This is a genomic window from Burkholderia sp. BCC1985 (assembly GCF_905339915.1).
GTDB lineage: Bacteria > Pseudomonadota > Gammaproteobacteria > Burkholderiales > Burkholderiaceae > Burkholderia.
In genome coordinates this window covers 135,581-157,965 of the sequence record NZ_CAJPGY010000003.1, presented here as the reverse complement: position 1 = coordinate 157,965, position 22,385 = coordinate 135,581, and the positions used below count along the sequence as shown (strand labels likewise).

Here is a 22,385-nt window from a genome sequence, read left to right as displayed (position 1 = left end):
GATGTCCGTTCAGTGAGGGAATCGCCGGCGCGCTCACGCACGCGGCATGCCGAGCATCCGTTCGGCGACGATGTTGCGCTGGATCTCGTTGGTGCCCGCGTAGATCGGGCCGGCCTGCGCGAACAGAAAGCCGTCGAGCCAGTGGCCGAGCGTCGCGTGCTGCGCGGCCGTCTGCGGGACGACCTCGCCGTGCGCGCCGAGAATGTCGAGTGCGGTCTGGTGCATCCTCAGGTCCAGCTCCGACCAGAACACCTTGTTGGTGCTCGACTCCGCGCCGATGTGGCCGCCCTTCAGCAGCCGGCTTGCGGTCGCATAGGTCGACAGTGCGTACGCCTGCGCGTCCATCCACGCGGCGACCACGCGTTCGCGCAGCGTCGGGTCGCGATCCGCGCTGTCGCGGTGCGCGAGATACAGGTCGCGCAACGCTTGCGCGGTGCGCTGGAACCGCGCGGGCGAACGCAGCATCAGCCCGCGCTCGAAGCCGGCCGTCGCCATCGCGACCTGCCAGCCCGCGCCTTCGGCCGCGAGGCGGTTCTCGACCGGCACGCGCACGTCGTCGAAGAAAATCTCCGCGAAGCCCGTCTGCCCGTTCAGCTGGCGGATCGGCCGCACCGTGATGCCCGGCGCGGACAGCGGCACCATCAGGAACGTGAGCCCGTGGTGACGCGACGATTCGGGATCGCTGCGGAACAGGCCGAACAGCCAGTCGGCCCACACCGCGCGGGTCGACCAGATTTTCTGGCCGTTGAGCACGTATTCGTCGCCGATGCGGATCGCCGTCGTGCGGATCGCAGCCATGTCCGAACCCGCGTTCGGCTCCGACCAACCCTGCGCCCACACGTGCTCGCCGGCCGCCATCGCGGGCAGGAAGCGCGCCTTCTGCGCGTCGGTGCCGAAGTCCATCAGCGTCGGGCCGAGCAGGAAGATGCCGTTCTGGTTCACGCGCATCGGTGCGTCGGCGCGCCAGTACTCTTCTTCGAAAATCAGCCACTCGATCAGGTCGCAGCCGCGCCCGCCCAACTCGCGCGGCCACGTGACCATGCTCCAGCGGCCCGAGTGCAGCGTGCGCTCCCATTCGCGGTGCGCGGCGAAGCCTTCCTCGGTATCGAAGCTCGGCAGCCGCTCGCGCGGCACGTGCGCGGCGAGCCATGCGCGGATTTCCGCGCGGAACGCCTGCTGTTGCGGCGTATAGGTCAGGTTCATGCGCGTGCCTCCTCGACGCCTGCCTGCGCGTCGAACCGTGCGTCGCGCTTCTCGACGAATGCGGCGCGCGCCTCCGTCGAGTCGTTCGTCATGTAGGCCTGCAGCGTGAAGCCCTGCTCCCAGCGGTATTTGTCCTCGAGATCGCCGTCCTCGACGCCGTTCAGCGCCTCCTTCGCGAGCCGCACCATCGCTGGGCTTTTCTCCGCGATCTTGCGCGCTATCGCGAGCGCCGCGTCGCGCAACGCGTCGCGCGTCACGACCTGCTCGACCGCGCCGAGCCGGTACGCTTCGGCTGCGTCGATCATGTCGCCGGTGAAGTACATCGCGCGGACCTTCTGCACGCCGAACAGTCGTTGCAGATGCGCGCCGCCGCCCATCGCGCCACGGTCGATCTCCGGCACGCCGAAGCGCGCGCAGTCGGCCGCGACGACGATGTCCGCCGCGCCGCAGATGCCGATCCCGCCGCCGAGCACGAAACCGTGCACGGCCGCGATCACCGGCTTCGGGTTGCGGTGCACCGCGCGGAACGTCTCGTAGTTGCCCGCGTTGACCGACACGATCCGCTCCGGATGCGCGGCCAGCTCCTTGATGTCGACGCCCGCGCAGAAGCCGCGGCCTTCGCCACGCACGACGATCACTCGCACGTCGTCGTCCTCGCCGAGCGCGTCGAGCGCGCGCGCGAGCGCATGCCAGCCCTGCGCATCGAGCGCGTTCACGGGCGGATGGGCGATCACCAGTTCGGCGATGCCGTCGGCGCGCTCGATCCGGAACGGCGTCGCGCCGCCCGGTTGATTGGATGCAGTCATCTCCAAAGCCTCCCTGTGATGTTTTTTACGCAGCCTGTGCCGCGGTCGCGCCGCGCAATGCGGCCAGCGCGTCGAGCCGCTCGCCGGCTTCCGCGACGATCCGCGCGATCAGCGCGTCGCACGATTCGATCGCGCCGATCATCGCGGCCGCCTGGCCGCTCGGCAGCACGCCTTCGTCCGGCCGCCCCTCGACGATCGCGCGCTGGATCAGGAACGGCGCGTTCGCGGCCATCAGCGTCTGGCTCGCCGTGTAGTCGTGCGAGCGCAGCGCCTTGATCGCGAGGCCGAGCATGTCGCCCGTGCTCAGGCCGTTCTGGCGGCGCCACGCTTCGGCCGTCTTCAGCGCGAACCACGTACGGCGCAGCGGGCCGAAGCGTTCGAGCTTCAGCAGGTACGGGTTGTCGATCATGCGTTGCGGCAGCCCGTCGAGCGCGTCCGACACGCGGATGCGCGCCGGGTCGCCGACCGCGACGTAGCGGTCGAGCGTTTCGCGCGGCACCGGCGATTCGGCGCTCATCAGGAAACGCGTGCCCATCGCGATGCCGGCTGCGCCATACGCGAGCGCGGCCGCCAGCCCGCGGCCGTCGAAGAATCCGCCGGCCGCGACGACCGGCACCCGCACCGCGTCGAGCACCTTCGGCAGCAGCAGCGTGGTCGGCACCGAGCCCGTGTGGCCGCCGCCTTCCGCGCCCTGCACCGTCACGATGTCCGCGCCGAGCTCGACCGCCTTCGACGCGTGCTTCGGCGCGCCGACGGTCGGCATGCAGACGATGCCGGCGTCCTTGAAGCGTCGGATCGTCTTCGCGTCCGGCCCGCGGCCGTAACTGACCGCACGCAGCTGGTGCTTGATCGCGAGATCGACCACCTGTGCGGCGTTCTTCTGGAACATGTGGAAATTGATGCCGAACGGCTTGTCGGTCAGCGACTTCACCTTCAGGATCTCGGCCTCGACCTGCCCGGGTTCGAGCGTCGCGCCGGCGAGGAAGCCGAAGCCGCCCGCGTTGGCGGTCGCCGCAACGAGCCGCGCGTCGGCCACCCAGCCCATCGCGGTCTGCACGATCGGGTAGCGGCAGCCGAGCAGGTCGCACAGCGGCGTATGCAACGTCGTGCTCATGCGGCGGCTCCGTTGACGGCGGCCGGTGCCGCATCGGCCTGCGCTTCGCCGTCGGCCGGTTCGGGCTTGCGCTGCGAGCTGGCCATCTTGCGGGCGTCGTAACCGCCGAGGCGGTCGCCACTGACGAGCTCGTTGTGCGCATGCGCGAAGTGATGCCATGCGAATGCCGCATCCATCGCCGCGCGCTTGCCCTGCAGTTCCTCGACGTGGTTCAGCGCCTGCTTGGTCAGCGTGAGGCCGAGGCGCGGCATCGTCGCGATCTTCGCGGCGATCGCGTAGGTTGCATCGCGCAGCCGCTCGCGCGGCACCACGCGGTTGACCATGCCCATCTGATACGCGCGCTCGGCCGGCATCCGCTCGCCGAGGAACAGGAACTCCTTCGCGATGCGCGGGTTCAGCTCGTACGCATGCGCGAAATATTCGACGCCGGGAATCCCCATCCGCACGACCGGATCCGCGAAAAACGCATCCTCCGACGCGACGATCAGGTCGCACACCCATGCGAGCATCAGCCCGCCCGCGATGCACGCGCCCTGCACCATCGCGATGGTCGGCTTCGGCAGGTCGCGCCAGCGCCGGCACATCCCGAGGTACACCTCCTGTTCGCGCGCATAGAGGAATTCGCCGCCTTCCTTGTCGACGTGGTCGTACCACAGCGACGCGCGGTCGAACGACTCGTGGATGTCGCGGCCCGGCGTGCCGATGTCGTGGCCCGCCGAGAAATGCTTGCCGGCGCCCGCGAGCACGATCGCCTTCACCGCGTCGTCGTGCGCCGCGCGCCGGAACGCCGCGTCGAGCGCATACGTCATCTTCGAGTTCTGCGCGTTGTGATACTCGGGACGGTTCATCGTGATCGTCGCGATGCCGTCCTCGACCGCGTAGTCGACGACACCGTCGCCGAACGTCATCTGGGTCGCTTGCATGTCGGGCCTCATCCGCGGCGCGGCGCCGGATTGTTGCGCACGATCGTCGCGCGCAGGTTGTGAGGGTCGAGCGCACGCACGACGCGCAGGTCTTCCGCATTCGGCGCGGCCGTCGTGCCGAGGTCGGGCGCGGCGATCAGCGGGAAGCCGGTCGCGTCCTGCACTTCGTCGAAGCTCACGCCCGGATGCAGCGAACGCACGCGGATCGCGTGGTCGGGCCCGCCGAAATCCATCACGCACAGGTCGGTGACGATGCTGCGCAGGTCGACGAAGGTCTTCATGCCGGGCAGCCGGCGCGCCGGGTTGTAGCCGACCGTGCAGACCATGTCGACTTCGCCATTGACGAACGTGCGCTTGCCGTGGCCGCTCACGAAAAACGAGTTCGCGTGGTTCGTCGAGTTGCCGGGAAAGCCGCGCGCGCCGAGCAGCTGCGTCTTCGGACGCGTGTAGTCGTCGCCGAGCCACGAGATGTTGGCCTGGCCGAAACGGTCGATCTGCGTCGGCATCACCAGCGCGTGGCGGCGGCCGTGCCACAGGCAGTCGAACACGCGCTCGTAGGTCATCCAGCCGCTCGCCTGCACGCGATAGCCGTCGGGACGCGGCCCGAGCGGGATCGGCGCCTCGACGAGATACGCTTCGCCGTCGGTCAGCATCAGCCCGCTGTTGTACGCGAGCCGCGCGAGGCCGGCCGCGAGCCGCGGGCCCGTGCCGATGCCGGTCGCCAGCACTTCGCCGTCGTCGCGCCAGAGTCGCGCGGACGCGACGATCATCAGTTCCGCGAGGGAATGGTCGAGAGATTCGCTCACAGGCGCTCCTTTACAGAATCGGCAACGGCAGCGTCGTCACGTGCGACAGCCCGCCGACGCCTTCGAGGTACTGGCGCTCGTCCTGGCCGACCACGTCGCGCAGGTACGCCGCCGTTTTCGCGTCGTCTTCCGCGCTGGCGCAATACGCGCGCAGGTGCGGCAGGTCCCAGCCGTAGTCCGGCCCGCACGACGTCGGGTGCGCGCCGCCCGGCGCGTGCACGACGCCGGTGACGAGCGAGCGCTCGAACGGATTGCGGCGCGCGGCGTCGAGGTCGTCGCTCGCGAGCGACACGTCGACCGTTTCCGCCGAAACGTAGCAGCGCTGCGCGGCGCGCGCCATCCACGCATCGAAGAACGGATCGGGACCGTCGATGCGCGTGTTGCCCATCCGGTCGGCCGCGTTCACGTGCAGCAGCGCGACGTCGAGCTCGATCGCCGGCATCGCGAGCAGCGTTTCGCCGTCGTCGTACGGCGATTGCACCGTGCGCAGCTGCGGCGCGTGATCGAGCAGCGCGGTGCCGAGACCGGCGCGCGTCGGCAGGAACGGCAGGCGCGCGGCGGCCGCGCGCAGGCCAAGCTGCAGCATCCCTTCATCGAGTTCCAGCACGTCGACGCGGCCCTGTTCGCGGGCCCGGCGGAAATGCGGCTCGAGCGGAATCACGTCGAGCGACACGAAGCCGAACACCGCCTTGCGCACCTTGCCGGCCGCGCACAGCAGGCCGATGTCGGCGCCGCCGTACGCGACGATCGTCAGGTCCTTCAGGTTCGAGCGCGCGATCTCGCGCACCAGTGCCATCGGCTTGCGCCGCGGTCCCCATCCGCCGATGCCGATCGTCATGCCGTCGGCGAGTTGCGCGACCACATCGCGCGCGGACATCGTCTTGTCGAGAGGTTTCATCGTCATCGTGCTGGCTTACCGGTATCCGATGCTGAAATCGTGGCCCCACTGGCTCACCTTGGTGGCCTCGAACACCGCGTGCTTCGACCAGTCGACCGTGAGGCCGCCGAAGCCGTATTCGAGATCGAAGCCGCCGGGGGTCTTCATGTAGAACGAGATCATCTGGTCGTTGCAGTGGCGGCCGAGCGTCGCCGACATCTTCACGTCGTGCGCGGCGACCCGATCGAGCGCGCGGCCGACTTCGTCCATCGAGTCGACTTCGGCCATCACGTGCACACAGCCCGACGGCACCGCCATCTCGAACAGCGCGAGGCTGTGATGGCGCGCGTTGCGGCAGTGCATGAAGTGAATGCGCTTCTCGGGTTCGGCGGGGTCCGGCGTGAACTTCACGCGGTAGATGTCGGACAGCTCGAAGCCGAGCACGCCGCGCACGAACGCGTCGGTCGCGTCGAACTGCGGCGCGGGCAGCACCGCGTGACCGAGCCCCATGTCGCCGGTGACGAAGCGCGCGACGCCCAGCGGCGACACAAAGCGGCGGAAGTCGCAGCGCGCGCCCCAGTACAACTCGTGGCGGTTGCCGGACGGGTCGGTGCACCACGCCATCGCCTGCACGCGGCGCAGCGCGGCTTCGTCGCGCGTGGCGCGCACGGCCTCGACACCCGCCTGCCGCAGTGCCGTCAGCGCGGCGTCGAACGCGGCGCCGTCGGGCAGTTCCCAGCCCGACGCGAAATAGCGATCGGTCGCACCGGGGACGATCACGTAGCGGAAATCGCGCTCGTCCATCTTCAGGTACAGCGCGCCGTCGGGCGCGTCGAGCACCTGCATGCCCAGCACGTCTTCCGCGTAGCGGCGCCACGCATCGACGCGGGTCGCCTCGACGACGACGTAGCCGAGCGCACGGACATCGATCATGTCGGCCTCCTCCAGGTTCAGAATCCATTGTTCGTGAAAGGATTCTGGCCGGTCGGGGATGGCGTCACATCGTCTGTTGGGACGAGAGCGGACGGGTCTTTTAGGACGACGCCGGCCGGGAGAGGACCGGGAATCGGACGCGCGCTAAAGCCCGGCGATACGGGTTGCAAGCGGGCGATGCGCGACGGAGAACGCGCGAGGGAAGAAGGCGGGAAGCGATGGCGGATTGCCGCGACGCGGCAACCCGGCTCACTCGAACGGGTTCAGCAGCCGGACGCCGGTGCGGGCGAAATCGTCGACATTGCGCGTGACGACCGTGAGATCGTTGATCAGCGCGGTGGCCGCGATCAGCTTGTCGAGTGCGTGGGCCGGGTCGGGCACACGCAAATGGCCCCACATCTGGCTGGTCTCGAGATCGACCGGCAGGATGTTCGACGCATAGCCGGACAGAATCGTCGCCATCCATGCCTCGAGCGCCGACGCCTGCGGATGATCGCCGCGATGGCGGATCAGATCGACGCCGCGCCGAAGTTCGGCCACCGTGACGATCGACAGGTAAAGCGGGCTCGCGTCGGCCTCGGCCTGCCTGAAGAACGCGCGCACGCCGCGGTTGGTTCGCTTGCCCTTCCTGATCTCGCTGATGACGTTCGTATCAATCAAAAACACGCCTGACCTCGCCGGAATCCTGAACACGTTGGAAATCCGCGTCTTCGCCGACGTCCGGCATGCTCATCAGCACTTGCGCGAATGTCCTTCGCTTCGGCCGGCCGAGCGCATCGGCCAGAATGGCCCGATGTTCGGCCTCGGCACTCCTGCCGTTCGCCGCAGCCTGCTCTCGAAGGCTCTGAACGATACTGTCATCCACGTTACGCACCAGAAGATTTGCCATGAGTCCCTCCATCCAGATTGCTATCAATGATAGCGCCAACGCGGTGAATTGCAAGCATTGCTATCATCGTCGTGATCGGACGGAAGCCGGTGGTCGGCGTTGGCCGGCGGCAGCAGACGGCATGAAGCCACCCACGTTCCGCCGTCGGCCCGACGCGTCGAACTGCTGTCATCCACGGTAATCCAGCCGCGGCGACGAAAAAAGACGGCCGAATGGCCATTCACCGACGGATAGTCCGCGCCGGTGGGGGATGTCCGACGCGCGCCGCACGACCATCACCAGCACCGCGACCAGAATCACGGACGCGATCGGCGACATCATGCCGGTAACGACTGCGACGTACGCCTGGGCCGGCACGGTCCAGGTGAGTGCCAGGACGATAGATTCGAGCCGGTTCGGCCGGACGTTCCGGCAGTCCAGCAACAGGCAACGGGAAGGTCTGCGGATACGGTCACGGCACGAAAGCGTCGAACGGCCGGAGCGCGGCCGTGCCGTAATGCACGTCCCGCTCAAAACCGATACGAGATCCCGATCTGCAGCACCGGGTACCACCGATACCGCGACATCACGCGGTTCAGTTCGTCGAGGCCGCTTGCGGTCAGAATCTGGCTCTTCTGCGGTCCGGCCGCGGCGGCGAGTTGCGGCGACAGCGTGTACGAGCAGCGCGGGATGCCGTACGCGACGCCCAGGTCGGCGACGAAACCGAGCCCCTTCGACGCCGGCCGGTGCCCGTAGCCGATCCCGACATACGGCATCACGGTCGGATAGCGTGCCTCCGCGACCGCGTACATCCCGGGGAGCGCCGGATAACGCTTGCCGGCGAACACGTAGGTCCCGTCGGTGGGCATCGACACGCCGCGGATATCGTCGTCGTTGAAGCGCAATCCGATCGTCGCGCGAAAGCCGCTGCCGCGCCACGGAAAGATGTCCGCATACAGGCCGCCTTGCCGCAACTTGATGTCGTCCTGGTAGCGATTGCCGGCCACCGTGAAGTCATGCGTCAGATTGATCGCGTTGAAATCCGCGTGCGCGCCCAGCACCGAATTGAAGCTGACGGCCGCGCCGATGCCGACGCCCTGCGTGCCGCCCTGCAGGTAGATTTCCTGTGCGTGCGCGCCGGCCGTGACTACCATCGCCAGCGCTGCCCATTGGTTCATTGTCATTTTCACGGGCGTCCCCCCCGACATGTGCCGGGCGCGCCGACCCGCCACGTGCAGCGCATGTCGCCACGCGCGGCGGGTCCCCCGGCACGACATCTTGCAAGCAAGCTTGCTGTTTGACGGATCGAGCGTACGATGCCCGTGCGTGCCGCCGATACGACGCAGCGTGTCCGGCACGACGGGCCGCTATCCCGCGGCTCGATCCGATCCCCGATATTGCGATGTCGTTACGTGCCGCTCCCGCGATTTGTCGTTGCCATCGGTCGCGATTGTGTCGAGCGGCCCCGACCTAACCGCAAGGCATGTGCCATGCGGCGCGAACCGGCACGGGACAAGCGTCGCGGCCAAACGTCCGCGGTGATGCGGGGGAGAATCGACGGAAATGTTTCAGGAACGCATCTGTTTTCGGCACGTCAGCACCGTGCCCGATGCAGCGGAGCGATGCATCGGGTGCCGCGACGCGCGACGGGCAAGCACGCGCGGCTGTCGGCACGCGCGACATCGCAACGGCGTGCAAGCACGTGTGACGTCACGCATGGCAGGAAATGTTTCATCGACGTGACCTCGCGCGAGTCGCGCGTGGTCAGGATGCGAGAAGCGCGCAGCGCGGACCAGGGTGAATACCGAGGACGGTGCGCGCGCAACCAGTTGCCGCCGAGACGGCCGTTCATGCGCTTCGACGCATGCATGCGGGCAGTCGCTCCCCGGGCGCCTGCGGCGCGAAGATCCGGGATCGATACGGCGGATTCGGCGCCGAAAGCAACCGAACGTTCGTCTGCCGGGCCCGCTCTCCCGAGCGGGCTCCGCGCATTCGCTACAACCCGTACCCGCCCGAGACATTCAACTGCTGCCCCGTGATGTAGTTCGCGCGATCCGACGCGAGGAACACCGCCGCACGCCCGATATCGTGCGCCTTCCCCCAGCGCTTGAGCGCGAGCATCTTCTGCGTGTCGTCGATCCACGCCTGGTCGAACTGCCCCTGTTCGAGCAGCACCGGAAACATCCCGGCCTCGATCACGCCGACCAGGATCGAGTTCGCGCGAATCTCGTGACGGCCTTCCTCGCGCGCGAGCCCCTTCACCAGCGCCTCGTTCGCCGCCTTCGGCGCGACCGACAATCCGTCGCGATCCGGCCAGCGCAGATGCCCGGCCGAGCCGAGCGTGACGAACGACCCGCCGCCCGACGCACGGAAATGCGGCAACGCGGCCTTCGCCGCATTGAAGAAGCCGACCGTCTCGACCTCGATCGCGCGACGCCAGTCGTCGTGCGTCATGTCGCCGATGCGACGCTGGTTCACGAACGGGCCGGCCGCCCACACGATCGTGTGCACGCGGCCGTGCGCGCCGATCGCGGCCGCGAGCGCGGCATCGATCTGCTCGGGAGCGGTCACGTCCGCGCAATGCGTGGTGGCCGCGACGCCTGCGGCGCGCACCTCGCGCGCGACGCGCTCGGCCACCTCGGCCTTGCTGCGGTAACCGAGCGCGACCGGCACGCCGGCGCGCGCGAATTCGAGCGCGACGCCCTGCCCGATTCCGCCGCTGCCGCCGAACACGAGTACCGCGCCCTGCGGAAATCCGTTGTCGTTCATGCGTTCGTCCCGTTGATTTCGTGCCGTGCGCCGGCGTTCAGGCCGCCGCTTCGGTGCCCGCGCGCAGCCGGTACTTCAGCACCTTGCCGGCCGCGCTCGTCGGCAGTTGCTCGACGAACGTGAAATGCCGCGGCACCTTGTAGTTCGCCATGTTGCTACGCGCCCAGTCGTTCAGTGCGTCGGCGTCGGTGTGCGCGCCGGGACGCAATACGACATACGCATGCCCGACCTCGCCGAGCCGCGTATCGGGCACGCCGACCAGCGCGACCTGCGCGATCGCCGGATGCGCGGCCAGCAGCCGCTCGATCTCGGCCGGATAGCAGTTGAAGCCGCCGACGATGAACATGTCCTTGATCCGGTCGGTGATCTTCAGGTTGCCGTTCGCGTCGACACAGCCGAGGTCGCCGGTATGCAGCCAGCCGTCGGCGTCGACGGCTTCGCGCGTCGCATCCGGCTGGTTGAAGTAGCCGCGCATCACGTTGTAGCCGCGCACCCAGATCTCGCCGGTCTCGTCCGGCCCGAGCGCCGCGCCGTCCGGCCCCGCGATGCGCAGCTCGACACCCGGCATCGGGCGGCCCGACGTACAGGCGACTGTCTCCGCGTCGTCGCCGTGGCGGCACAGCGTCGCGAACCCGCATGATTCGGTCAATCCGTAGCCGGTCAGCACGGTCTCGAAGCCGAGCTCCGCGCGCATCCGCTCGATCAAGCTCGGCGCGATCGCGGCCGCGCCCGTCACCGCGATCCGCAGCGACGACAGGTCGCGCGTCGCGCGATCGGGCGCATCGAGCAACGCGTAGTACAGCGTCGGCGGGCCGGGCAGCACCGACACGCGTTCGTCGGCGATGCGGCGCAAGACGTCGGCCGGCTGGAACACGAGATGCGGCAGCACGGTCGCGCCGCTCGACAGCGCGGCGAGCCAGCCGGCCTTGTAGCCGAACGTATGGAAGAACGGATTGACGATCAGGTAGCGGTCGTCCCGGCGCACGCCGGCGATCGTCGCCCACGCCTGCGCGGCGCGCAGGTTCTGTCCGTGCGCGGTCATCACGCCCTTCGGGCGGCCCGTCGTGCCGGACGTGAACATCAGGTCCATCACGGTATCCGGCGTCACCTGCGCCTCCCGCTCGCGCACGGCGGCGAGCGGCACCGCCGCGCCGCGCGCGAGGAATGCATTCCAGGTTTCATCGTGCGCGCCGGACGGCGGCTCGCCGTCGAACACGACGACGCGTTCGAGCGTCGCGGGCCGGTGCGGTGCGAGCAGCGCCGGATAGGATTCGCCGAGGAAGGTGCCGCAGCAGAACAGCAACCGCGCACCGCCGTCGTGCAGGATGCCGCCCACCTCCATGCCCTTCATCCGCGTGTTGACCGGCACGAGGATCGCGCCGACGGTGTGGATCGCCAGCGCCGCGACGATCCATTGCGGCAGGTTCGGCGCCCATACGGCGATCCGGTCGCCGGCGTCGATGCCGCTCGCGAGCAGCGCGCGCGCCGCCTCGAGACGCGCCGCATCGAGTTCCGCGTAGGTCAGCCGGCCGTGCTCCGACTCGATCGCCGGATGCGCGCCGTGGCGCGCGGCAGCCCGCGCGATCAGCGCGGGCGTGGTGAGGATTTCGTTGTCCATCGTCATATGCGTCGAAACAGGGTTGCCGTCGGTGCCATCGACACGTCGCGGCTCAATCGGGGAACACCACGCGCAGCGCGTCGCTCGCGGGCCGCGCGCAGCAGGCGAGCGTCCAGCCCGCCGCGATCTCGTCGTCGTCGAGCACGTGGTTGCTGTCGAGCGTCACCGCGCCGCGTTCGACGCGGCACATGCACGCGCCGCACTGCCCCATCCGGCAGGAATTCGGCGCAGGCAGGCCGGCGCGCAGCATCGCGTCGAGCAGCGTTTCTCCGGGCGCGCTGTCGAACGCGAACGCCTCGCCGTCGAGCACCGTCTCGATCGCCGCGCCTTCACCGTCGCCGTCGCGATCGTCATCGCCGGACGCCGCCGCCGTTGCGGTCGATGCCGCCGGATCGGCCTGCGCCGGCGCATCCGGTAGCGACGCGAAGCGCTCGACATGCACGCGCGCACGCGGCAGCCCGAGGCCGAGCATCGCGGCGAGCGCGTTCTCCATGAACAGCGCCGGCCCGCAGATGAACGTCTCCTGCTGGCTGAACGGCCGCGCGAGTTCCTCGAGATGCCGCTGCAGCGGCACGCCCTGCACGCTGTCGAGCCAGTGGATCACGCGCAGGCGGCCCGGATGACGGTGCGCGAGCTGCCGCAGTTCGTCGCGGAAAATCACCGCTCGCTCGTCGCGGTTCGCATAGATCAGCGTCAGCATCCCGCGGCCGTGCACCAGCGCCGATTTCAGGATCGACAGCACCGGCGTGATGCCGCTGCCGCCCGCGAACAGCAGCAGGTCGCCGTCGAGCGTGCGCGGCGTGAAGACGCCGGCCGGCGGCAGCACGTCGAGCGCATCGCCCGCGCGAATGCGGTCGCACAGCCAGTTCGACGCACGGCCGTCGCGCACGCGCTTGACGGTGATCTTCGGCGCCGCGTCGATGCCCGGCGCGCTCGACAGCGAGTAGCAGCGCGCGACGGTCGCGTCCGTGCATGGCACGTTCAGCGTCAGGAACTGGCCGGGCCGATACGCGAACGCATCGCGCAACGCGGCCGGCACGTCGAACACGAACGAGCACGCGTCGTCGCTTTCGGCGATGACGTCGGCCACGGTCAGCCTGTGAAATCGGGGATCGCTCATCGACGGCTCCTCATGCAGTGCGAGCCGCGCCGGCCGCACCCGCCGAAGCCGTATGCCAGCCGGCTTCTCCCGCACGGCACCGCGCGTCGTTCGACGCCAGCGCCAGCGCTGGCGCAACACCGGCGAACGCGTTCAGCACCTGCGTTGCCGCCGCGCCGATCAGCTGCACGAACTGGTGCACGATCGTTGTGTCCGCACCATTCTCGATTTTGCGGTTCAATCTGCGTGTCATGGATCGTCTCGTTCCGATGCGGTAAAACGCGCACCGCCGTCACGCGGCCGCGCGGGCCGCGGGCGCGCCTGGCGTCGTGTACGCGCCGTCGAGATAGACGAGCGGATCGACGTCACCGCTCATCAGCACCTCGCGAATGCGCCCGATGAACACCGTATGCGTGCCGTATTCGAAGCGGCCGTCCTGCTCGCACACGAGGCTCGCCTGCGAATCGTGCAGATACGGCACACCCAGCGGCGACGTGTGCCACTCGCCGGTCGTGAAGCGCGCCTCGCCCTTCAGGCGGCCGCTGCAATCGATCGCGATGCCTTCGTGCCGTGCCGACAGCACGTTCACGCAGAACGGCGCCCCCGCATCGAGCGGCGGATACAGCGACGCATTGCGGTTGATGCAGATCAGCAGCGACGGCGGATCGGTCGACAGCGAATCGACCGCCGTCGCGGACATCGAGTAGCGCCGGCCGTCGTGCGCGCTGCTGATGACCGTGACGGAGCGCGCGAGGCGGCGCATCGCGAGCAGCATGTCGGTGCGCAGCGGATGGGTGGTGAGATCGCTCATGATTGGACTCCGTCAAGTTCTGTCGTGGACGGCCGGGCTGACCGGCCGCCGGCGTCGGCCGCTTGCGCGGCCAGGTGGTCGGCGGCGATGAACCCGAAGGTCAGCGCCGGACCGAGCGTCGAGCCCGCGCCGGGGTAGCTCGCGCCCATCACCGATGCACTGGTGTTGCCGATTGCATAGAGGCCGTCGATCGGCGCGCCGTCGGCGCGCAGCACGCGCGCCTGCGCGTCGGTGACGAGCCCGCCCTTCGTGCCGATGTCGCCTGCGTCGATCCGCACCGCGTAGAACGGCGCCTCGTCGACCGGCCCGAGGCACGGATTCGGCCGGTTCTTCGGATCGCCGTAGTACGTGTCGAACAGGTTGTCGCCCTTGCCGAACGCTTCGTCGATACCGGTTGCCGCGTAACGCGCCATGTCGCGCAGCGTGTCGTGCAGCCCGGCCGCATCGACGCCGATCCGCACGGCGAGCGCATCGATCGTGTCGGCTTTCACGAGCACGCCGCGAAATGCGTCCGGAATGCGGGAATCGGGCATCATCGACGCCGGCATGATCGGCCCGCACGGATACTTGCGGCGAAAGCGCGCGTCGAACACCATCCACGCCGGCACGCACGCGCCGGTGCGCGCATGGTCGCGATACATCGCCGGCACGAATTCCGAATACGGCGCGGCTTCGTTGACGAAGCGCTTGCCGAGACCGTTGACGATCACGCAGCCGGGCAGGTTGCGCTCGACGAACAGCGCGCGTTGCTTCTCCTCGCCCGCGACGCCGACCGTAGGCGCGCCCCATACGTGTTCCATCAGCGCGAGCGCGCCGCCGAGCCGGTGGCCTTCGGCGATCGCGTCGCCGGTGTTGGCCGGCGGCGTCGCGCTCCATTGCATCTGCGTCGGTTGCGGCAGGTAGCGTTCGCGCATCGGCTGGTTGCGCTCGAAGCCGCCCGCGCCGAGGATCACGCCGCGCCGCGCGGCGATCGTCACCGGCTGCCCGAAGCGCTGCGCGCGCACGCCCGTCACTCGGCCGTCGACGTCGAGCAGGTCGCGCATCGGCGTGTCGAGCCACACGGGCACGTTGCGCTCGAGCAGCGCGCGGCGCAGCCCGCCGATCAACGCGTTGCCGAGCGTCACGCGCCGGTCGCGCCGCGTGCGGCGGCGCACGCCGAAATCGAGCCAGTAGCGGCCGAACTGCGCGATCGCGAGCCTCATGTAGCCCGGCCCGCGCGAGAACAGCGTGTGCGCCTCCTTCGACGTCACGGCGACGCGGCCGCCGATCAGCGTGCCGGGCGACGGCGGACGCAGCCGGTCGAGTTCGTCGCCGAGCAGCCCGCCGTCGAACGGCAGCGGATCGAGCGCGCGATAGCCCGGCATCGCGCCCGGCAGCTTCTGGAAATAGTCCGCGTACTTCGGCAGCGCCTGGTAGCGCACCGGCGTCTTCGTTTCGAGGTAGCGCAGCATCTCGGGCGCCTGGTCGAGATACGCGTCGAGCCGCTCGCGCGACGATGCGCCGGCCGTGCACGCGTCGAGATAGCGGCTCGCAGCCTCGCGCGTGTCGGTCGCGCCGAGCTCGGCGATATGGTGATTGCACGGCACCCAGATGCCGCCGCCCGAGACCGCCGACGTGCCGCCGTACAGCGCCGTCTTCTCGATCACGACGACGGACAGCCCGCGGTCGGCCGCGCGGCACGCCGCGAGCAGCGCGCCCGCGCCCGAGCCGACGACCACGACGTCGAACACGTATTGCTGCGCTTGCGTGTCGTTCATCGCCGCCTCGTCAGATGAAGTAGTCCGTGTTCTCGCGGCCGAGCATCACGGCGCCGAGGTTCTGGCCGAAGCGGTCCACGTTGTTCGCGTAGTGCGCGCGGGCCGCGTGCAGGTCGAGGAAGCGGCGCACCAGCGGATTGCGGTGGTAGATGCCGTTGCCGCCCGCATAGCGCAGCAGCGCGTTCGCGGCCTGCGCGCAACGCTCGGCGACCTGCGCGGACTGGTAGCGAAAATGCACGCGGCGCTCGATCGACACGGCCGGGCCGCCCGTCACCGACGCCATCAGTTCCGCGAAATTGCGCTTGAGCAGCACCTTCATCTCGTCGATCGCGACGGCCGCGTTCGCGCACGCGTTCTGCGCGCCCGGATCGTCGGTCGTCTTCGTGCCGCTGTTGGCCGACACGCGCGTGGCCGCATAGCCGGTGAAATCGTCGAGCGCGCCCTGCAGCGCGCCGATGCACGAGGTGCACACCGCGCGCACGAAGATCTGCGCGAACGGCAGCCTGAACAGCGGCGCGTCGTTGATTGCGAGACCGGGGCTCGTGCCCATCATCCCGTCGATCGCCTTGTGCGTGCGGTACGCGGGCACGAACACGTCGTCGACGACGATGTCGTGGCTGCCGGTCGCGCGCAGGCCGAGCACGTCCCAGTCCTGCTGGATCCGGTAGTCGGATTTCGGCAGCAGGAAGGTGCGGTATTCCGGCGGCTGGCCGGCCTCGGCCGGCGGCACCAGCGCGCCGAGGAACACCCATTCGCACAGCTCGCTGCCGCTCGAGAACTTCCAGTGGCCGGACAGGCGGAAGCCGCCGTCCACCGGCGTCACGCGGCCGACCGGCATGTAGGTCGACGCGATCAGCGTCGCGGAATCCTTGCCCCATACGTCCTGCTGCGCGCGCTCGTCGAACAGCGCGAGCTGCCAGTTGTGCACGCCGACGACGCCGTATACCCATGCCGTCGACATGCAGCCGCGCGCGAGCGCCATCTGGATGTCGAAGAAGGTTTGCGGATCGAGCTCGTAGCCGCCGTAGCGTTTCGGTTGCAGCACCTTGAAGAAGCCGGCGGCCTGCATGTCGGCGATCGTCTCGGCCGGGATGCGGCCCTGCGCTTCCGCCTGCGCGGCGCGGCCGGCCAGCGTCGGCGCGAGCGCCTCGGCCCGGGCGATCAGCGTGGCGGCCAATGCGTTCGAATCGTTGTCGCGATGCACGAATGTCTCCTGTGATACGGAGCGCGCGCGGCGGCGCCCACCCCGGTCTCTCTTTAAGTGATTCGTCGCGGGCGGCGCCGCGAGCGAGGGTTCCTGCCGACGATGGTCGGCTTCGCGCGGCCGCGCCGCATCGTCCGAAGGGACGACGGGCGCGGCGTGGCGCGACACGCCTCGCCTTATGCGCAGGCGCGCTCCTGCTCCTTGTTGAAGAACGGGATCACGTGCTCGCCGATGTTGCGGATCGTCTCCATCTGCGCTTCGTGCGGCACCGTGCCCATCTGGCACAGGAACAGCACTTCGTCGACGCCCGCTTCCTGCAGGCGGCCGACGTAGCCGATGCAGTCGTCCACCGTGCCGTACGCGTGGTTCGGGTTCATCATCGCGAGCGCCGGATCCGCGAAGTTCACGACGACTTCCTCCGACGCGAAGCGCGAGCGGATCACCATCTCGCCGGTATCGGCCTGCACGAGGTCGTCGCCCCACTTCGCCGGGTCCGGACGCTCGCCGCCCGTGTACCAGTACGCGAGCGATTCCATGAAGTAGCGCTGGCCACGGATGCCGATCTTGCGGGCCTTCTGGCCGTCGGCCATCACGACCGTCGGGCACAGCGCCGCGAGGTGCTGGGTCGGGCGGAAGCCGACCTGGTCTTCCGGCTTGCGGTTCGCCCACGCTTCGCGATAGATCGCGTTCTTCTTCGCGACCTCATCGGGGCCGCCGAAGCCGAGCACCAGCGCGCCCATCCCGCGCTGGCCGGCGCGCAGCAGCGCGTCGGTGTTCGTGCAGGCGAGGTACATCGGCGGATGCGGATCCTGGAACGGCTTCGGGTGGATCGGACGCTTCGGAATCTTGATGTACTTGCCGTCGTGCTCGATCTCGTCCTGCACGAACATCTTCGGCACCAGGTACATCGACTCGTCGATCATCGGCTGCAGTTCGTTGAGGTCGTAGCCGAACGCGCCCGCTTCCTGCTGGCTGCCGCCCTTGCCGACGCCGAAATGCACGCGGCCGCCCGACAGGATGTCGAGCAGCGCGACGCGCTCGGCGACCTTGATCGGATGGTTCATCGCCGGCGGCAGGCACACGACGCCGTGACCGAGGCCGATGCGCGTCGTGCGGCCGGCCAGGTACGCAAGGAAGGTTTCCGGCGCGCTCATGTGCGCATAGTTGGTCAGCGACGTGTGCTCCACGCACCAGATCGTGTCGAAACCGACCTGCTCGGCCAGCAGCGCCTGTTCGACCGTCTCCTTGAACACCCGGTGGTCGCCCTCGCGCGATGCGTCGGTGGTCTGGGCTTCGTAGATGAGGGAAAACTTCATTGCGTGCGTCTCCATGTATGTTGGACGAGTCGGGGTCGCGCAGGCCGCCCGCACGATACGGACGAATAGCGACGGTCCACGGATGGGAGTGTCGGCGCGCGGGCCCGCCCGGGCATCGTCTGTTTGGAGTAACGGCACGCATGCGGGGACAGAGGGGTTTCACCGTCGTCCGATCGGACTGCGTCGCGGCCGGCACCGCGCGCTAGCATCGAACGACGGTGCGGTGCGCGCCGGTCACATCACGACAAGGGAGAGAGGGAATGAAGGTATCGATGCTGCTGTACCCGGTCGACGACATCGACACGGCGCTGCCGCTGTTCGTCGACGGACTGGGCCTGAACGTGAAGTTCCGCGACGGCGACCGCTATTGCGCGCTCGACGGCGGCCCGCTGACGATCGCGCTGGTCGCCGGCGACGAGCAGATCGTCGAGCGCGCGGCGCTCACGCTGCGGGTCGATGAGGATGACGACCTTTACGCGGCGATGGCGCGGGTCGTGAAAGCCGGTGCGTCGGTGCGCGTGCCGGTGCAGGCCGGGCCGCACGAATACCGCGCGGTGCTGGAGGACAGGAACGGCGCGCTGCTGGTGCTTTCGCAGAAACGCGCGGCATGACACGGCGACGCGGTGCGTGGCGCGCGGACCGGCCGGCGGGGACCCGGCCGGATGCCGCGCGAAGCGTCGCCGTCCGGTAACGACGTGCGCTACCCGCTTTGATCGACCGCGCCGGACGCGCGCAGGTCGCTGGTTTCGGGTAGCTCGAGCAGCGTGCCGGCCGGCTGGCTGAGCCGCTTCGCGGCGGGCGCGATGCATTCGACGTCGGGCAGCGCGGGCGCCGGTCGCCGTTCAGCGCATCGAGGCATCTTCCCGACGACCACCGGAATCGGTACCATCGAGTGCTCGTAGACCGGCCGTGCGCCGGCGCGCGCCTGCTGCTGCCGAGCCGCGCCCCCGTGGAGTCGCCGCCGTGCCGGTCGCCGCACTTCCCGTTTCGTCATGTCCCGCGAACCCTCACACTCCGCGCTGCTGTGGATCGTCGCCGCCGCGTTCTTCATGCAGTCGCTCGACACCACGATCGTCAACACCGCGCTGCCGTCGATCGCACAAAGCCTGCATGCGTCGCCGCTCGCGATGCAGCCGGTCGTGGTCGTCTATACGCTGACGATGGCGATGCTCACGCCGGCCTCCGGCTGGCTCGCCGACCGCTTCGGCACGCGCCGCGTGTTCTCGCTCGCCATCCTGGTGTTCTCGCTCGCATCGATCGGCTGCGCGGCGTCGCACACGCTCGGCCAGCTCGTCGTCGCGCGCGCCGTGCAAGGCGTCGGCGGCTCGATGCTGCTGCCGATCGGGCGGCTCGCCGTGCTGCGCCGCGTGCCCGGCGAACGGTACGTCGCGGCGATCGCGTTCGTGTCGATCGCCGCGCAGCTCGGCCCGATCGTTGGCCCGACGCTCGGCGGCTGGCTCACGCAGGCGATTTCCTGGCACTGGGTGTTCATCGTCAACGTGCCGGTCGGCGTGGTCGGCTTCATCGCGGTGCAGCGCTTCCTGCCGCACGACCAGGCGATGCAGCCGCCGCCGTTCGACTTCGTCGGCTGCGCGCTGCTGTCGGTCGCGATGATCGCGCTGTCGCTCGCGATCGATCCGCCGATGCGCGCGCACCGCACCGGCTGGGCGATCGGGCTGGCCGCGCTCGGCGTGGCGAGCGCGCTCGCGTACCTGCCCCATGCGCGGCGCCGCGCGCAACCGCTGTTCCGGCTCGGGCTGTTCCGCGAGCCGAACTTCGGCGCGGGGCTGCTCGGCAACCTGCTGTGCCGGATCGGCACGAGCGCGGTGCCGTTCATGCTGCCGCTGCTGATGCAGGTGCAGCTCGGCTATACGCCGCTGCAGTCGGGGATGATGCTGCTGCCGGCCGCGATCGCCGGCGTGATCGCGAAACGCTGGATCGCGCCCCTCGCGAAACGCTTCGGTTATGCGACGTTCCTGGTCGTGAACACGGGGATCGTCGGCGGCGCGATCGCCGGGTTCGCGCTGGTGTCGGCCCGGCCCGCGCCGGTGCTGGAGATGGCGTTGCTGGTCGTGTTCGGCGCCGCGAACTCGATGCAGTTCGCCGCGATGAACGCCGTGACGCTCAAGGGCCTGTCGCACGCCGACGCCGGCAGCGGCAACAGCCTGTTCACGATGATGCAGATGCTGGCGATGGGGCTCGGCGTATCGATCGGCGGCGGGCTCGTGAACCTGTTCGCCGCGCATTGGGGCTCGATGGCGAACGGCTTCATGCTGTCGTTCGTCTGCATGGGCGCGGTCACGCTGCTGTCGTCCGTCGTGTTCCGGCGGATCGATACCGCCGCGCCGCCGCGGCCGGTCGCGCCGCGGCCGTCCGCGTAAGCGCCGCCGCGGGCGAGCGCGGCCGTCAGTTCACCGGGCGACGCTCGACGACCCGCTTGAGCACCCAGCGGATCGACGAACCGTCGGCCGGCGGCTGCGCGACGCGATATTCGTCGACTTCCAGCAAATATTGATAGCCGGGCTGGTACGCAAAGCCCTCGATGCCCGCGTACCACAGGCTCCACGGCTCGGCCGGACTGCTGCGCACCTGCAGGCAGTCCATCGGCGCGACGCCCGTGCAGCGCGCCGCCTGCGGCGCGACATAAACGGTCCGGGTCACGGGCCGGCCGTCGGCCGGGCGGTCCGCGCGTGCATCCGGCGCGGCCGCGCCGGTCTGGCATCCGGCGAGCAGCGTGCTGCCGGCAATCAAGGCCGCGCCGAGCAGCGTTCTGGTGTTGCGATTCATCTGATGGTCCTCGGGAAGCGTTGGCGGGCCGTTTAGACGAATGCTGCGCCGGCAAAGTTCACAAATAGCTTACAGCGTGCGCGCCGCCACCCTCATTCGTGGGATGTCACGTCTGCACGGGCACGTTACCGTATTCCGGTGCAGGCAACCGCGCGCCGCCGCCGGCGGTCCGCATTCGCGCATGCACGCACCCGCACGCCCGGCGCACCGCGACCCGGCGGCGGCAACAGGAGACAACCCGATGACCACGGCGCCCCCGGCCCTTCCCCCGTGCCTTGCCCAATCGAAACTGACGCTCGAGCAGTACGACGCGCTGCTCGCGACAATCTACGAAGGCCCGCTGGAAGACGTGCCGTGGGGCGGCGCGCTCGAACAGATCCGCGTGCACCTCGACGCGAACTACGTGACGATGATCCTGCGCTGGCCCGCCAGCGGCCACGCGGGGCTCATGATCAATGCGTCCGCGGCGAGCGCGCCGCTGACCGGCGTCGCATCGTACAACAACTACTATTACGCGCTCGATCCGTTCGTGAACCTGCCGAGCGATCGCGTCGTCACCGTCGACGAGCTGCTCGGCGTCGGCGTGTGGCGCAGCAGCGCGATGTATCGCGAGTTCCTCGAGCCGTTCGACGTCGGCTACCTGATGGGCGCCGACCTGCGCACGCCCGACGGGATCGAATGCCGCTTCCGCGTGTGCCGCTCGCATCACGGCCGCGCGTTCTCGGCGACCGACAAGGCCGTCTGCAATGCGCTGCTGCCGCACCTGAAGCGCGCGGTGCGGCTGCATGCGAAGTTCGGGATGGTCGAATCGGAGCGCACGCTGTATGCGAGCGCGATCGACCGCATGCTCGTCGCGACCGCGATCCTCGACGAGCGCGGCACGATCATGAAGACCAATTCCGTCGCGGACGAGATCTTCGCCGAATGCGACGGCCTGCGCGTGCGCGCCGGTGCGCTCGAGGCATCGTATCCGCTGGAGGACCGCAAGCTGCAAAAGCTCATCCGCCAGGTGCTCGCGGAGCGCGCGGGCGGCGCGCCGTCGGTCGCGCAGGCGATTGCCGTGCCGCGCCCGTCCGGCAAGCCGCCGCTCGGCGTGCTGATCCGTACGGTCCCGCTCAGCGAATGGTCGGAGGACAATCCGCGCCGGCCCGCGTGCGCGATCTTCATCCGCGATGCGGAGCGCAAGTCGCAGGCGTCTCACGACATCGTGCGCAAGCTGTTCGATCTCACGCCGGCCGAGACCGCGCTGGCGCTCGCGCTCGTCAACGGATCGACGCTCGAGGAAGCGGCCGACGAACTCGACATCAGCAAGAACACCGCGCGCTCGCACCTGCGGGCGATCTTTTCCAAGACGGGTGTCACGCGACAGGCGACGCTCGTGCGGACGTTGCTGAACAGCGTGTTGTCGCTGGGGTGAGGCGTTCGACAGGCCGGGAAGCCGGATTCGTGAACGGGCTGTCGACGCCGGAAAGCAGGAAGCGGTCTGCACCGAAA

The 22,385-nt window shown here is 69.2% G+C and carries 23 protein-coding genes and 1 pseudogene; 3 read left to right on the top strand and 21 right to left on the bottom strand.

Translation table 11 applies throughout. The features are described from left to right. Window positions 1-33: 33 nt before the first annotated feature. The 19 genes from U4Z31_RS04160 to U4Z31_RS04070 form a co-directional block, all read right to left on the bottom strand. The gene (locus U4Z31_RS04160) at window positions 34-1,203 is read right to left on the bottom strand and encodes an acyl-CoA dehydrogenase family protein (RefSeq protein ID WP_044845670.1); all 1,170 of its coding nucleotides are present in this window, start codon (window positions 1,201-1,203) and stop codon (window positions 34-36) included. Further along, complete coding sequence (locus U4Z31_RS04155; RefSeq protein WP_044845671.1) at window positions 1,200-2,009, bottom strand: enoyl-CoA hydratase family protein; 810 nt, start codon at window positions 2,007-2,009, stop codon at window positions 1,200-1,202. Before U4Z31_RS04155 ends, U4Z31_RS04160 begins: the two co-directional genes overlap by 4 nt. 25 nt (window positions 2,010-2,034) lie before the next feature. Continuing rightward, window positions 2,035-3,123, bottom strand: coding sequence for an NAD(P)H-dependent flavin oxidoreductase (locus U4Z31_RS04150; protein ID WP_044845672.1), 1,089 nt, complete (start codon window positions 3,121-3,123; stop codon window positions 2,035-2,037). After that, window positions 3,120-4,046, bottom strand: coding sequence for an enoyl-CoA hydratase (locus U4Z31_RS04145; protein WP_321809512.1), 927 nt, complete (start codon window positions 4,044-4,046; stop codon window positions 3,120-3,122). Before U4Z31_RS04145 ends, U4Z31_RS04150 begins: the two co-directional genes overlap by 4 nt. An 8-nt stretch (window positions 4,047-4,054) precedes the next feature. After that, window positions 4,055-4,852 carry a ketoacid CoA transferase gene (locus U4Z31_RS04140; protein ID WP_321809511.1) on the bottom strand — a complete coding sequence of 266 codons (798 nt, stop codon included), beginning with the start codon at window positions 4,850-4,852 and terminating at the stop codon, window positions 4,055-4,057. A gap of 10 nt (window positions 4,853-4,862) precedes the next feature. Then, window positions 4,863-5,756 carry a CoA transferase subunit A gene (locus U4Z31_RS04135; protein ID WP_044845675.1) on the bottom strand — a complete coding sequence of 298 codons (894 nt, stop codon included), beginning with the start codon at window positions 5,754-5,756 and terminating at the stop codon, window positions 4,863-4,865. 9 nt (window positions 5,757-5,765) lie between these two features. Continuing rightward, window positions 5,766-6,662 carry a VOC family protein gene (locus U4Z31_RS04130; protein WP_044845676.1) on the bottom strand — a complete coding sequence of 299 codons (897 nt, stop codon included), beginning with the start codon at window positions 6,660-6,662 and terminating at the stop codon, window positions 5,766-5,768. A 249-nt stretch (window positions 6,663-6,911) separates the two neighbouring features. Continuing rightward, window positions 6,912-7,328, bottom strand: a complete 417-nt coding sequence (locus U4Z31_RS04125; RefSeq protein ID WP_193759899.1) for a type II toxin-antitoxin system VapC family toxin — start codon at window positions 7,326-7,328, stop codon at window positions 6,912-6,914. Continuing rightward, window positions 7,315-7,551: a FitA-like ribbon-helix-helix domain-containing protein gene (locus tag U4Z31_RS04120; protein WP_014899176.1), complete on the bottom strand. Its 237-nt coding sequence runs from the start codon at window positions 7,549-7,551 to the stop codon at window positions 7,315-7,317. Before U4Z31_RS04120 ends, U4Z31_RS04125 begins: the two co-directional genes overlap by 14 nt. Window positions 7,552-7,719: 168 nt before the next feature. Continuing rightward, window positions 7,720-7,872, bottom strand: coding sequence for a hypothetical protein (locus U4Z31_RS04115; RefSeq protein WP_321809510.1), 153 nt, complete (start codon window positions 7,870-7,872; stop codon window positions 7,720-7,722). Window positions 7,873-8,060: 188 nt separating this feature from the next. Continuing rightward, the gene (locus tag U4Z31_RS04110; protein WP_321809509.1) at window positions 8,061-8,738 is read right to left on the bottom strand and encodes a hypothetical protein; all 678 of its coding nucleotides are present in this window, start codon (window positions 8,736-8,738) and stop codon (window positions 8,061-8,063) included. A 787-nt stretch (window positions 8,739-9,525) separates the two neighbouring features. Then, entirely contained in the window at window positions 9,526-10,299 is a 774-nt protein-coding gene (locus U4Z31_RS04105) for an SDR family NAD(P)-dependent oxidoreductase (RefSeq protein ID WP_321809508.1), read from the bottom strand. Between the two features lie 37 nt (window positions 10,300-10,336). Further along, window positions 10,337-11,923, bottom strand: coding sequence for a FadD3 family acyl-CoA ligase (locus tag U4Z31_RS04100; protein ID WP_321809507.1), 1,587 nt, complete (start codon window positions 11,921-11,923; stop codon window positions 10,337-10,339). A 46-nt stretch (window positions 11,924-11,969) separates the two neighbouring features. After that, window positions 11,970-13,037: a ferredoxin--NADP reductase gene (locus U4Z31_RS04095; protein WP_044845713.1), complete on the bottom strand. Its 1,068-nt coding sequence runs from the start codon at window positions 13,035-13,037 to the stop codon at window positions 11,970-11,972. 10 nt (window positions 13,038-13,047) lie between these two features. Continuing rightward, the gene (locus U4Z31_RS04090) at window positions 13,048-13,269 is read right to left on the bottom strand and encodes a hypothetical protein (protein ID WP_321809506.1); all 222 of its coding nucleotides are present in this window, start codon (window positions 13,267-13,269) and stop codon (window positions 13,048-13,050) included. A gap of 39 nt (window positions 13,270-13,308) precedes the next feature. Then, window positions 13,309-13,827, bottom strand: coding sequence for a flavin reductase family protein (locus tag U4Z31_RS04085; protein ID WP_044845681.1), 519 nt, complete (start codon window positions 13,825-13,827; stop codon window positions 13,309-13,311). Continuing rightward, window positions 13,824-15,584, bottom strand: coding sequence for an FAD-dependent oxidoreductase (locus tag U4Z31_RS04080; protein WP_321809505.1), 1,761 nt, complete (start codon window positions 15,582-15,584; stop codon window positions 13,824-13,826). The genes U4Z31_RS04085 and U4Z31_RS04080 overlap by 4 nt, the downstream gene beginning before the upstream one ends. A 10-nt stretch (window positions 15,585-15,594) precedes the next feature. Next, on the bottom strand, window positions 15,595-16,788 hold the full coding sequence (locus U4Z31_RS04075) for an acyl-CoA dehydrogenase family protein (RefSeq protein ID WP_321809504.1): 1,194 nt from the start codon (window positions 16,786-16,788) through the stop codon (window positions 15,595-15,597). Between the two features lie 176 nt (window positions 16,789-16,964). Next, window positions 16,965-18,104, bottom strand: a complete 1,140-nt coding sequence (locus tag U4Z31_RS04070) for an LLM class flavin-dependent oxidoreductase (protein WP_321809503.1) — start codon at window positions 18,102-18,104, stop codon at window positions 16,965-16,967. 260 nt (window positions 18,105-18,364) lie between these two features. Here U4Z31_RS04070 and U4Z31_RS04065 point away from each other — a divergent pair, with 260 nt between their 5' ends. Continuing rightward, the gene (locus tag U4Z31_RS04065; protein ID WP_124484670.1) at window positions 18,365-18,715 is read left to right on the top strand and encodes a VOC family protein; all 351 of its coding nucleotides are present in this window, start codon (window positions 18,365-18,367) and stop codon (window positions 18,713-18,715) included. Between the two features lie 89 nt (window positions 18,716-18,804). Here the strand turns inward: U4Z31_RS04065 and U4Z31_RS04060 are convergent. Further along, window positions 18,805-18,933 (bottom strand): annotated as a pseudogene (locus U4Z31_RS04060) (LysR family transcriptional regulator); the annotation flags it as partial. Window positions 18,934-19,096: 163 nt separating this feature from the next. Here U4Z31_RS04060 and U4Z31_RS04055 point away from each other — a divergent pair. Continuing rightward, window positions 19,097-20,485 carry a DHA2 family efflux MFS transporter permease subunit gene (locus U4Z31_RS04055; protein WP_321809502.1) on the top strand — a complete coding sequence of 463 codons (1,389 nt, stop codon included), beginning with the start codon at window positions 19,097-19,099 and terminating at the stop codon, window positions 20,483-20,485. A 25-nt stretch (window positions 20,486-20,510) separates the two neighbouring features. On the opposite strand, the gene U4Z31_RS04050 is transcribed toward U4Z31_RS04055, so the two are convergent. Further along, window positions 20,511-20,891, bottom strand: a complete 381-nt coding sequence (locus tag U4Z31_RS04050; RefSeq protein ID WP_321809501.1) for a DUF4377 domain-containing protein — start codon at window positions 20,889-20,891, stop codon at window positions 20,511-20,513. A gap of 241 nt (window positions 20,892-21,132) precedes the next feature. Here U4Z31_RS04050 and U4Z31_RS04045 point away from each other — a divergent pair, with 241 nt between their 5' ends. Continuing rightward, entirely contained in the window at window positions 21,133-22,308 is a 1,176-nt protein-coding gene (locus U4Z31_RS04045) for a helix-turn-helix transcriptional regulator (protein WP_044845685.1), read from the top strand. The last annotated feature ends 77 nt before the right edge of the window (window positions 22,309-22,385 follow it).